8 protein-coding genes are annotated in these 12850 nt (G+C 64.0%); 3 read left to right on the top strand and 5 right to left on the bottom strand.

The features are described from left to right. Nucleotides 1–10 precede the first annotated feature (10 nt). On the top strand, nt 11–1480 hold the full coding sequence (gene betB, locus U5A57_RS30535; RefSeq protein ID WP_321915408.1) for a betaine-aldehyde dehydrogenase: 1470 nt from the start codon (nt 11–13) through the stop codon (nt 1478–1480). Between the two features lie 11 nt (nt 1481–1491). Continuing rightward, on the top strand, nt 1492–3219 hold the full coding sequence (gene betA, locus U5A57_RS30540; RefSeq protein ID WP_321915409.1) for a choline dehydrogenase: 1728 nt from the start codon (nt 1492–1494) through the stop codon (nt 3217–3219). Between the two features lie 157 nt (nt 3220–3376). On the opposite strand, the gene U5A57_RS30545 is transcribed toward betA, so the two are convergent. From U5A57_RS30545 to U5A57_RS30555, 3 genes are all read right to left on the bottom strand, one after another. Next, on the bottom strand, nt 3377–5023 hold the full coding sequence (locus U5A57_RS30545) for an APC family permease (protein ID WP_415774679.1): 1647 nt from the start codon (nt 5021–5023) through the stop codon (nt 3377–3379). 99 nt (nt 5024–5122) lie between these two features. Then, entirely contained in the window at nt 5123–6073 is a 951-nt protein-coding gene (locus U5A57_RS30550; protein WP_321915410.1) for a choline ABC transporter substrate-binding protein, read from the bottom strand. A 238-nt stretch (nt 6074–6311) separates the two neighbouring features. Further along, the gene (locus U5A57_RS30555; protein ID WP_321915411.1) at nt 6312–7220 is read right to left on the bottom strand and encodes a LysR family transcriptional regulator; all 909 of its coding nucleotides are present in this window, start codon (nt 7218–7220) and stop codon (nt 6312–6314) included. A gap of 127 nt (nt 7221–7347) precedes the next feature. Between U5A57_RS30555 and metE the strand changes: the two genes are divergently transcribed. After that, entirely contained in the window at nt 7348–9642 is a 2295-nt protein-coding gene (gene metE / locus U5A57_RS30560) for a 5-methyltetrahydropteroyltriglutamate--homocysteine S-methyltransferase (RefSeq protein WP_321915412.1), read from the top strand. A 64-nt stretch (nt 9643–9706) separates the two neighbouring features. Here the strand turns inward: metE and U5A57_RS30565 are convergent, their stop codons facing one another. Both U5A57_RS30565 and U5A57_RS30570 read right to left on the bottom strand, forming a co-directional pair. Further along, nucleotides 9707–11368 carry a class I adenylate-forming enzyme family protein gene (locus U5A57_RS30565; protein ID WP_321915413.1) on the bottom strand — a complete coding sequence of 554 codons (1662 nt, stop codon included), beginning with the start codon at nt 11366–11368 and terminating at the stop codon, nt 9707–9709. Nucleotides 11369–11378: 10 nt separating this feature from the next. Then, nucleotides 11379–12707, bottom strand: a complete 1329-nt coding sequence (locus tag U5A57_RS30570; protein ID WP_321915414.1) for an MFS transporter — start codon at nt 12705–12707, stop codon at nt 11379–11381. Nucleotides 12708–12850: the final 143 nt, after the last annotated feature.

Raw genomic sequence — 12850 nt, forward strand, 5'->3', positions numbered from 1 at the left:
GAGCCTATCGATGTCTCTCTTTCCCCTGCAACGCCTCTTTATCGACGGCGCCTACACCGACGCCACCAGCGGCGAGACCTTCGACACCTACGATCCCGCCACCTGCACGAGGCTCGCCACCGTGCAGCACGCGAGCGCCGCCGACATCGACCGTGCGGTGCAATCGGCGCGCGCCGGCCAACGCGTCTGGGCGGCCATGACCGCGATGCAGCGCTCGCGCGTGCTGCGGCGCGCGGTCGAGCTGCTGCGCGAGCGCAACGACGAACTCGCGGCGCTCGAAACGAGCGACACGGGCAAGCCCATCGCCGAAACGCGCAGCGTGGATATCGTCACCGGCGCGGATGTGATCGAGTACTACGCGGGTCTCGCACCCGCGCTGGAAGGCCAGCAGATTCCGCTGCGCGAGACCTCGTTCGTCTACACGCGGCGCGAGCCGCTGGGCGTCACGGCCGGCATTGGCGCGTGGAACTACCCGCTGCAGATCGCCTGCTGGAAGTCGGCGCCTGCGCTTGCGGCCGGCAACGCGATGATCTTCAAGCCGAGCGAGATCACCCCGCTTTCGGCTTCGAAACTCGCCGAGATTTATATCGAGGCGGGCGTGCCGCCGGGCGTGTTCAACGTGGTGCATGGCGACGGCCGCGTGGGCGCCATGCTGAGCATGCACCCCGGCATCGAAAAGATTTCCTTCACGGGCGGCGTCGAAACGGGCAAGAAGGTCATGGCGGCCGCAGGCGGCTCCACGCTCAAGGAAGTCACGATGGAACTGGGCGGCAAGTCGCCGCTCATCGTCTTTGAAGACGCCGACCTCGATCGCGCCGCCGATATCGCCGTGACCGCCAACTTTTTCAGCGCCGGCCAGGTGTGCACCAACGCCACGCGCGTGTTCGTTCACCAATCCGTGATTGCCGCGTTCGAAGCACGTGTGCTCGAACGCGTGCAGCGCATCCGCGTGGGCCATCCCGCCGATCCCGCCACCAACTTCGGGCCGCTCGCGAGCGCCGCGCAACTCGACAAGGTGCTCGGCTATATCGAGAGCGGCAAGCGCGAAGGCGCGCGGCTGATCGCGGGCGGTGTGCGCCTCACCCAGGGCGAGTTCGCGCGCGGTCAATACGTGCAGCCCACCGTGTTCTCCGGCTGCCGTGACGACATGCGCATCGTGCAGGAAGAAATCTTCGGCCCGGTGATGAGCATTCTCGCCTTCGCCAACGAAGCCGAAGTCATCGCGCGCGCCAACGAATCGCTGTACGGCCTGGCCGCCGGCGTCGTGACGGAAAGCCTTTCGCGCGCGCACCGCGTGATTCATCGGCTCGAAGCCGGCATCTGCTGGATCAACACGTGGGGCGAGTCGCCCGCCGAAATGCCCGTGGGTGGCTACAAGCAATCGGGCGTGGGCCGCGAAAACGGCATCACGACGCTCGAACACTACACGCGCATCAAATCCGTCCAGGTGGAACTGGGACCGTATCAGCCCGTTTTCTGAGGGAGTCCTGCATGGCAGCGCAAGAGTACGACTACATCATCATTGGCGCAGGGTCGGCGGGCAATGTGCTCGCCGCGCGCCTCACCGAAGACCGCGACGCGACGGTGCTGCTGCTCGAAGCGGGCGGCCCCGACTACCGCTTCGATTTCCGCACGCAGATGCCCGCGGCGCTTGCGTACCCGTTGCAAGGGCGCCGCTACAACTGGGCCTACGAAACCGACCCCGAGCCGCACATGAACAACCGGCGCATGGAATGCGGGCGCGGCAAGGGGCTGGGCGGCTCGTCGCTCATCAACGGCATGTGCTACATACGCGGCAATGCGCTCGACTACGACGGCTGGGCCGAGCGCAAAGGCCTGGAAAACTGGAGCTATCTGGACTGCCTGCCCTATTTCCGCAAGGCCGAAACGCGCGACGTCGGCGCGAACGATTATCACGGCGGCGAAGGTCCCGTTCACGTGACGACGAGCAAGCCGGGCGTGAATCCGCTCTTCGAAGCGATGATCGAAGCCGGCGTGCAGGCAGGCTACGCCCGCACCGACGACCTCAACGGCTACCGCCAGGAAGGCTTCGGGCCGATGGATCGCACCGTGACCGCCAAAGGCCGGCGCGCGAGCACCGCGCGCGGCTATCTGGATCAGGCAAAGCATCGGCCGAACATCGACATCGTCACGCATGCCGTGACGGACCGCATTCTGTTCAGCGGCAAGCGGGCGAGCGGCGTTGTCTTTCTCGATGGGCCCGCGCGCGTGACGCGCTATGCGCGCCGAGAAGTGCTGCTGTGCGCGGGCGCGATCGCCTCGCCGCAAATTCTGCAGCGTTCGGGCGTCGGTCCTGGCGCATGGCTGCGCGAACTCGACATTCCCGTTGTGCTCGATCTGCCGGGCGTGGGTCAGAATCTTCAGGACCACCTGGAAATGTACATGCAGTACGAGTGCAAGGAGCCGGTCTCGCTCTATCCTGCGCTGCTCATGCGCAATCAACCGGCCATCGGCATTGAATGGATGCTGCGCGGCACCGGTATTGGCGCGAGCAATCATTTCGAGGCGGGCGGCTTTATCCGCACACGCGACGACGATCCGTGGCCGAACCTTCAGTATCATTTTCTGCCGGTTGCGATCAACTACAACGGCAGCAATGCGATCAAGATGCACGGCTTCCAGGCGCACGTGGGCTCGATGCGCTCGCCGAGCCGCGGGCGCGTGAAGCTGCGATCGCGCGATCCGCGCCAGCATCCGTCGATTCTCTTCAACTACATGGCCGAAGCGCTCGACTGGCGCGAATTCCGCGACGCGATCCGCATCACCCGCGAAATCATTGCGCAGCCTGCACTCGACCGTTTTCGCGGACGCGAGTTGAACCCCGGCGCGGCGCTCAAGACCGATGCAGAGATCGATGCTTTCGTGCGCAACCGCGCGGAAACCGCCTATCACCCGTCGTGCTCGTGTGCGATGGGTTACGACGATATGGCCGTGGTGGACGGCGAAGGCCGCGTGCATGGCGTTGACGGGCTGCGCGTCGTGGATGCGTCGATCATGCCGCGCATTACCACCGGCAACCTCAACGCACCGACGATCATGATCGCGGAGAAGATTGCGGACCGGATTCGCGGGCGTGACGCGCTGGCGCGTTCGCATGCGCCGTATTTCGTGGCGAACGGGGCGCCGGCTCGGGATGCGGGATTGTCCGCCCCGAATGGCGCGGCGCGTACGGAAAAAGTACGCGCAGTGACGCTTTAAGACACGCTTATCGGCCAGAGGCGGCGCGCGGGGATCTGCGCGCCGCCTTTTTTGTTGCCTTCAGCCCGTGTGCGCGCAAGGCAACAAAAAAGCGGCACCACACGGGCAACTAGCCCGCATGATGCCGCCAACACTGAAGCCGACTACTGAAGCCAACTCAGACCGAAGCGGCCAGCCAATGCGAAACCGCGATCGTCAGCGCCGCCACAACGAGCGCGCCATAAGGCGCGAGATTCAACCACCGGCTGCGCGCCGGCACGCTTACTTCCATATCGAGCGCACTGCCGGCCGGAAACCGCCCGCGATCCTGCCAGTAATGCCGGAATGCAAACACCGGCACGATCAGCAGCATCGCAATGAGGCCATCGCGCAGCGTGCCCTCGCCTTGCAGATTGGCGCCAGCGCCCACGAACACGAGGTTCGCATACCCGCACAGCGCGCCGAGCGCGAGCAGCCACGTCGGGCAACGAAACGGACGCGCCCACGCGCCACGGTCCATGCGGTGAATCCATCCCGACTGCAAATTCAGGAAAACGAACAACATGTAGCAGACGTTCGAGATCGACAGGACCGTCATATAGTCCGACATCGCGAGCAGGACGAGATTGAAGCCGAGATCTGTCCACATCGCCGCCGTCGGCGCACCATGCTCGTTCACCCGCGAGAGATAGCGCGGCAGCCAGCCATCCACCGAAGCCTGATAGAGCGTGCGCGATGAGCCCATCATCGACGTCATCACGATCAGCAAAATGGACAGCATGAGCATGACCACCACGGCGTTGCCCACCCAGGCGCCGCCGCCCACCATTGCGGCCATGGCGGTGCCCACGCCCGTGCCGTCGCCGATGCGCGGATCGAGCATCATCGCGGTGCCGAGCGACCCCTGAAACGCGAGCGGCACGAGCGTCATGACAACGAGGCAAAGCGCGCCCGACCAGAAAATCGCCCTCGCCGTATCGCGCCGTGGGTCACGAAACTCGCGTGTATAGCACACTGCCGTTTCAAAACCGTATGACGCCCATCCCGCCATGAACATCGCGCCCAGCGCCATGACCACGCCCTGCCCGTTCCATGCGCCGAAAACTGACGCCGTGAGATTGCCATGCGCATCGTGCCCGAGCGGCAGCAGCGGAAACAGATGTTTTGCCGGCACGTCACCCGTGACGAACGGCACGAGTCCGACGATCAAAAGCGGCGTGAGCGAAGCAATACCCAGAATCTTCTGCGTTTTCGCGGCCTTGGAAGCGCCGCTATGCTGAAGCCGGAAGGTGATGAGCAGGAACGCCGCTGCGATCAGGAAGGTGGCGTTGATGCGCAGGGTGAGACCCGGCTTGATGAAGTCGAGGTTCGCGAGCGTCCAGTGCCACTGCATGATGGCCGCCTCGGGCGCAAACAGCGTGGCGAGCGCGTAGTTCGCGGCGAGTCCGCAGCCCAGCGCGAGCATGGGCGACCACGCGAGCCAGTTACACCACACGGAAACCGGCGCGATCATCTTGCTGTAGCGCACCCAGCCGATTGCTCCGTACACCGAAGCACCGCCCGATTTATGCGGAAAGAGCCCTGAAATCTCGGCGTACGTGGCGCTTTGCACGAGGCCCATCGTGATCGACGCGATCCAGATGGCCCAGGCTGGCTGGCCGATCGTCGCGCATACGCCGCCAATCGTGAACAGCACGCCCGCGGGCACGCCGCTCGTCACCCAGAACGCATCTTTCCATGTAAGGCCGCGCTGCAGCGCATGGCCATGACCGCCTCGTGCGGCGCTCTCCTCGGCGCCGTGCGTCCCAATTCCCGCTTGCTCCATCTGCCTCCTCCTCTTTTGAACGCTAATCAACCAAAATTGCCGCGCAAATAGGGATGTACCGCAGGGTGGTCCGCGGCTTTCACCGCGGACCAGGGCACGTCAATGCACGCCCAGCGAGGCGCGCACGGCAGGCAGGCCCGGCTTGCCGTCCAGCGTGGTCACGCCGGCGAGCCAGTTGTCGAGCACCTGCGGATTGCCGCGCAGCCAGTCGGCGGCGGCCTTGTTGGGGTCTTCCTTGTTGGCGATCGGCACCATCAAATGGTTCTCGATGGCGGTCGTGAACTGCAGATTGGAGACGAACTTCGCCACGTTCGGGCAGCGCGCCGCATAGTCGGGCGGTTCGGCGGTCAGCACGCGCGCCGCGCCGTAATTGGGCCCGAACACGTCGTCGCCGCCCGAGAGATAGTCGATCTTCATCTGCACGTTCATCGGATGCGGCTCCCAGCCGAGGAACACGATCCATTGCTTCTCGCGCACGGCGCGGTTCACCTGCACGAGCATGCCCGCTTCGCTCGACTCGACGAGCTTGAATTTGCCGAGGCCGTACTGGTTCGCACCGATCATCTTCTGGATCAGCGCGTTGCCGTCGTTGCCGGGTTCGATGCCGTAAATGCGCCCTTGCAGTTTGTCCGCGAATTTCGCAATGTCCTGGAACGATTTCAGGCCGCCCTGGTAGACATAATCGGGCACGGCCAGCGTGTATTTCGCGCCCGTGAGATTCGGCGTCGAGAGGACCTTGATCGAACCCGCTTTCGTAAAGGGCTCGATGATCGGGTCCATGGTCGGCGACCAGTAGCCGAGGAATACGTCGATCTGCTTGCTCTTGAGTCCGGCGAACGTGATCGGCACCGAGGCGATCGTTTTCGTCGGCGTATAGCCCAGCGCCCCGAGAATCGTCGATGCAACGCCCGTGGTCGCCGCGATATCGGTCCAGCCCACGTCGGCGAAACGCACGTCCTTGCACGCGGCGGGATCGGCCGCGAAGGCGCTGGCGCTGAGGACTGCGGCGCACGCGAGCGCGCCTGTCTTAAGCAGGGGGAATCGGCACATCGTCATCTCCTCGAGGAATCGAACTGCGTCGCTGGGTCATGAAGTCTCATGACACATAGTTGTCCGGCAAAAAGCCGGCTAACGTAGCAATTGCGACGAGCAATTGCGCAGAAGCGACAAGCGATTCCCGCGAAGCCCCAAGAACAGCAGCTTTAAGTTAATTGAACGATCAATATACGAACTTAGGCTGCATTCCTTTCATTTTAAAAACGTAAGGCTTTACATGCGCCGCGCGGCATCAGCCTTGCACGCGGGGCGTTTGCCAGACAGGATCGCGCGCGAATTCGACGAAGGATTTCAGGTAATCGACCACGGCGTCGCCCTCCCGCGTGCCGAGAAAGATCTGCTTCGCAATGCCCTGCTTGCCGAGCTTCACGATCGCAAGCGGCATGCGGTCTGCGTACTCTTCCGCGAGCCAGCGCGGCAACGCGGCCACGCCGCGATGGCTCGCGACCATCTGCAGCATGATGTCGGTCGTTTCGATCGTCTTGTGACGGCGCGGCGTGATGCTCGCGGGCCGCAGAAACTGGTTGTAGATATCGAGCCGGTCGGTATCCACGGGATACGTGATGAGCGTTTCGTCGATCAGCTGCTCGGGCTTCACATAGCGCACGTTCGCGAGCCGATGGTCTTCGGCGACCACCAGCACCTGTTCGTAGTCGAATACCGGATCGAAACGCAGTCCGGGCCGGATGAGCGGATCGGGCGTGACGAGCACGTCAATGTCATAGCCGATCAACGCGCCGATGCCGCCAAACTGAAAACGCTGCTTCACGTCCACGTCGACATCGGGCCAGCGTGCCAGATACGGCGACACCACCTTGAGCAGCCACTGATAGCACGGCGCGCATTCCATGCCGATGCGCAGCGTGCCGCGCTCGCCCGCCGCGTACTGCTTCATGCGTTCTTCCGCGAGTTCGAACTGGGGCAAAAGCCGTTCGGCCAATGACAGCAGGTACTGCCCGGCCTGCGTCAGCCGCAGGCTGCGGCCCTCACGGTCCCAGATCGGGGTGCCGAGCTGCTGCTCGATTTTCTTGACCGTGTGGCTTAGGGCCGACTGCGTGAGAAAAAGCGACTCCGCGGCTGCGGTAAGCGAGCCCTGGCGGGCAACTTCGCGGACGATGACAAGATGAACACGTTCGAGCATGGAAATAACAGATGAATGAAACTAATGGATGGATGAAATAATGCCATTTTTATTCATCATCGAATACCTCTATGATCGCTGCCACTCTGGATCGTTTTCAGCACCCTCATTTCGGACGGCAACGCACATGGTCACCACGCACAATCTCGGCTTCCCGCGCATCGGCGCGAAACGCGAGCTCAAATTCGGTCTGGAACGCTACTGGAAGGGCGAATCTTCGCGCGACGAACTGAAGGCGCTTGGCGTGCAACTGCGCGCACGGCATTGGGAAAACCAGAAGGGTCTCGACTTCGTGCCTGCCGGCGACTTTGCGTTCTACGACCAGGTGCTCGACATGAGCTTCACGCTGGGCAACCTGCCCGGGCGCGTGCAGGGCTTTCACGGCGACAAGCTCGACAACTACTTCCGCGTGGCGCGCGGCCGCTCGGCCCATGGCGCCGAGGACCATGCCGCTTGCTGCGGCGGCGTTGCGGCCGGCGAAATGACGAAGTGGTTCGACACGAACTATCACTACATCGTCCCCGAATTCACGGCCGATACGCAATTCAACCTCGACACGTCGCGTCTTTCCGAACAGCTGCGCGAAGCGCGCGAGCTGGGCGTGAAGGCCAAGCCCGTGATCATCGGGCCGCTCACTTACCTGTGGCTCGGCAAGGCCAAGGACGACTCCGACAAGCTTGCACTGCTGCCACGCCTCATGCCCGTGTATCGCGCGCTGCTCGACTACTTCCGCGTGATGGACGTCGAGTGGGTGCAGATCGACGAGCCGATACTCGTGACCGAACTCGATCCGGCATGGCGCGCGGCATTTGCGACAGCCTATGAAGGGTTCGAGCTGCGCAGCGTCAAGTTGTTGCTGGCCACGTACTTCGGAGAACTACAGGAAAATCTAGACCTCGCGTGCTCACTGCCCGTCGACGGCCTGCATATCGACGCGATCAACGCCCGCACGGAAGTCGCGCTGGCCGCGCAAAAGCTGCCTGCGCAGAGCGTGCTTTCGGTGGGCGCGATCAACGGCCGCAACATCTGGAAGACCGACCTGAACGCAGCGCTCGAATGGCTCGAACCGCTCGCGAAGCAATTGGGCGAGCGCCTCTGGATCGCGCCTTCGTGCTCGCTGCTGCACGTGCCGGTCGATCTCGCGAGCGAAGAAAAGCTCGATGCTGAAATCCGTTCGTGGCTCGCCTTCGCGCTGCAAAAGCTCGACGAAGTAAAGGTGCTCGCCACGGCGCTGAAGGGTGGCCGCGACAAGGTCGCCGCCGAACTCGCCGCGAACGCCGCCGCCGTTCAAGCGCGCCGCCAGTCGCCGCGCGTGAACAACCCCGCGGTGAAGGCCGCGATCGCGCGCATCGACGCGCAACTCGGCAATCGCCAGCACGCTTACGCCGAGCGCGCCGCGAAACAGGCCGCACGCCTGAAGCTGCCCGCCTTCCCGACCACGACGATCGGCTCGTTCCCGCAAACGGCGGAGATCCGCCAGGCGCGCAGCCAGTTCAAGAGCGGCGCGCTCGACAACGTGGGCTACGAGGCCGCCATGCGCGCCGAAATCGAACGCAGCGTGCGCGAGCAGGAGCAACTGGGCCTCGACGTGCTCGTGCACGGCGAAGCCGAGCGCAACGACATGGTCGAATACTTCGGCGAGCAGCTAGACGGTTACGCGTTCAGCCAGTTCGGCTGGGTACAGTCGTACGGCTCGCGCTGCGTGAAACCGCCCATTCTGTTCGGCGATATCAGCCGCCCGAAGGCAATGACCGTGGAATGGATCACCTATGCGCAATCGCTCACGAACAAGCCCATGAAGGGCATGCTCACGGGCCCGGTGACGATCCTCAACTGGTCCTTCGTGCGCGACGACCAGCCGCGTTCGGTCTCGTGCTACCAGCTCGCGCTCGCCATTCGCGAAGAAGTGCTCGACCTGGAGAAGGCCGGCGTGGGCGTGATCCAGATCGACGAAGCCGCGCTGCGCGAAGGTTTGCCGCTGCGCCGCGCACAGTGGGGCGAGTATCTGCGCTGGGCCGTGGAATCGTTCCGCATCACCGCGAACGGCGTGGAAGACGAAACGCAGATCCACACGCATATGTGCTATTCGGAGTTCAACGACATCATCGCGTCGATCGCCGATATGGATGCGGACGTCATTACGATCGAGACGTCGCGCTCGGATAGGGAACTGCTCGACGCGTTCGACAACTTCAAGTATCCGAACGAAATCGGACCGGGTGTGTACGACATTCACTCGCCGAATATCCCGACCGAAGCGCACATCGTGCAACTGATGCAGAAGGCCGCCGAGCGTATTCCGGCTGGGCGTCTGTGGGTCAATCCGGATTGCGGGTTGAAGACGCGACAGTGGGCGGAGGTCGTTCCTGCGCTGACCAACATGGTTGCTGCCGCCAAGGCGCTGCGCAGTCAGGTGCAATAAGTTTGCCAAAATGCGCCCCGGGCCGGTCTCGGGGCGCGTCCTGATCAAGTTGCTCGCGCAACCGTTACCTTAGTTCCCGCCGCAATATCTTCCCCGTAGCCGTCTTCGGCAACTCGTCGCGGAACTCGACGATGCGCGGATACTTGTACGCCGCCATGCGCGCCTTGCAGAACGCAATCAACTCCGCCGCATCGGCCACTGCGCCCGCACGCAGGCTCACCACGGCCTTCACGGTTTCGCCGCGATAGGGATCGGGCACGCCCACCACGGCCGCTTCGCGCACCGCAGGATGGCCGTAAAGCACGTCTTCCACTTCGCGTGGCCAAACCTTGAAGCCGGCCGCGTTGATCATGTCCTTCTTGCGGTCGACGAGATAGAACCAGCCCGCTTCGTCCATGAAGCCGACGTCGCCGGTATGGAACCAGCCACCGCGAAACGCATGGGCCGTCTCTGCCGCGTTGTTCCAGTACCCGGGCACGACCATCGGTCCACGGCAGACGATCTCGTCCGTTTCACCGGCCGCGAGCACCTGTCCGTCGTCGCCGACGATCGCCGCTTCGGCGCCCGGCACCGGCACGCCCATGGCGAGCGCGCCGCTGCGCGGATCGACAGGCGCCATCTTTCCGAGCGGCACCATGTGCGTGGGCGAGTTCGTTTCGGTGAGCCCGTAGGCGCCGTGGATCACGTGGCCGAACTTCGCGCGGAACGCCTCCACCACGCTCGGCGCGATGGGAGCGCCGCCCGAATAGATCTTCGTGAGCGTGGCCAGTTTCTCGCGGGTTGCATCGGCGTGATGCAGCAGCGCGATGAACACCGTGATCGCGCCGATGGTGAACTCCGCGCGGTGCTCCTCGACGGCGTCGAGCGTGGCTGCCGGGTCGAAGCGGTGCGTGAGAATGAGCGGTGCGCGCGCAATCCACGCCGCGCCGATATGGCCAACCAGGCCGGTAATGTGAAAGAGCGGCGCGACGCCCAGTATCGGGCCGCCTTCGCGCAGGCCGCAGAAGTCGCGGTAGGTCTGCGCGTTGAACGCGAAATTGCCGTGCGTGCAGATCGCGCCTTTCGGGCGGCCGCTCGTGCCCGAGGTATAGACGAGCATGGCGGGGTCGCTCGCCGCAAGCGTGACTGGCGGCGGCTTGCGCCCTTTCTGCACGGACTGGGCTGCCTGCAAAAGATCGCGTGCCTCCCCGCTCTCTTCGCCGTGTGCACCGAACACGCGTGGATCGTCGCGTGTTTGCAGCGCACGCGCGCGCGTGCTCAGTACACGCGGCGCGGCGTTGCCATCGGCTTCGATGCCCGCTAGCACTTCGCGAACGACATCGCCTTCGAGCGCGGCATCGCAGATCAGCGCGCGCGTTTGCGAATCGTCGAGCAGCAGTTTCAGTTCGCGCGCACGGTTCATCGGATTGACCGGCACCATCACGGCGCCCGCTTTCCAGATGCCGAGCAAGGCCATCACGAACTGCGGCACGTTCTGCAAGTAAAGCGCCACACGATCGCCGCGCTGCACGCCTTCGTCAATCAGTACGCAGGCGATGCGGTCGCTCCACGCGTCGAGCGCCTGCCAGTCGAGCCTGCCGTCGAAGTAAAGCAGCGCGCTTTCGTGCGGCGCGCGAGCGAGCGCCGCCGCGAACATGTCCAGACCGTTCGCATAGTCCTGCTGAGGATTCGCCTGGATACCGGTGTCGTATAGCGTGCGCCAGGGAAAGCTTTCGTAGGCGTTCACGTTGGCCTCCTCAAGCCGCTTCGGCCGGCTGACCCACCGTTTTGCGCGCCATGAACCAGTAGAACAGCGCTGCGCACCCCGCAATCGCACCGCCCATGATGAACGCGAGCGAATACGATCCCGTGCGGTCGACGATAAAGCCCGCCACGACCGGCGAGAACGCGCCGCCGAAATAGCCGCCGAAGTTCTGGATCGAACTCACGGAAGCGACCATCGAAGACGGCGCGATGTCGGCGGCGAGCGCCCACGCGTTGCCGATGGTGGCGGCGATGAACGCGAGCCCCAGCGTCATCAGCGCAACGCTCGCGCCGATCGTGCCCGCGAGCGGCAACGCCGCCGCGCACACGCCCGCGCCAATCGCGCCCACCACGATCAGCAAGCGCTTGGCGACCATGGGCGTTGCCACATGCCGATCTACGAGCTTCTTGGCGATCCAGCCCGCGACGATCTCGCCGGCCGCGCCGCCGAACCACGGAATACTTGCGTAGAAGCCCAGTTGTGCGAACGAAATATGAAAGCGATCGAGCAGATAGAGCGGCAGGAACACGAGAAAGATATTCCACAGCCAGATTGCGCAGAAGTAACCGAAAATCATGCCCCACACGCTGCGCGAAGCGAACAGCGCGCGCCAGCGAATGGGCGCGGTCGTGAGCGAACGCTCGTGGCCGCCGCCGCCCGCTTCGATGTAGGCGAACTCCTCGCGCGTGAGCCGCTTGCTCTGCACGGGGTTGCGATAGAGAAACAGAAACAGCACCGCAAAGACAATGCCGATAGCGCCCGTCACGTGAAAAAGCGAGCGCCAGCCGAAGGCGATCATCAGCGCGACCAGCACGGCGGGTGCGAGCGCAGGCCCCCACTTCGACGACGAATCCCAAATGCCGGTGGCAAAGCCGCGCTCCTTGGCGGGAAACCATGCCGCCGTGATCTTCGCGGAGGTCGGCCAGCACGGCGCCTCGCCCACGGCAAGCAGCGCGCGCATGACGATGAGGCCCGAGATCGAGCCGACCACGCCGGTGAGCCACGTCGCCACGCTCCACCAGATCATGCCCACCGCATAGGCGCGCTTCGCGCCGAAGCGGTCGATGATCCAGCCCGCAGGCAATTGCATGACCGCGTAGGTCCAGGCGAACACGGTGCCCAGCAGGCCGATTTGCGTGCGCGTGAGGCCCAGGTCGTGAATCATGCCGGGTGCGGCGATCGCGAGATTCGCGCGATCGAGGTAGTTGATGATGCCGCCAAACAGCAGCCAGATCAGCACGCGCCAGCGAAAGTTCGCGGCGGCGGTGGTTGAGGCTGCCGGCGTGCTGGTGGATGCGGGTGCAACCAGTTTGTCGTCCATCCTGTCTCCTCCTCGTTGGCCTACGTTTTTTTTGCGCGCGCTTTTTGCGCGCGCTCGTGGGACTCAAACCGCGTTCGTGCCCACATCGTGGGACTTTTCGCTGTGGGGGCAACATTACGCGCGAGGGACATTGTGCGCCGGTT

Origin of the sequence: Paraburkholderia sp. J11-2 (assembly GCF_905220185.1) — a bacterium.
GTDB lineage: Bacteria > Pseudomonadota > Gammaproteobacteria > Burkholderiales > Burkholderiaceae > Paraburkholderia.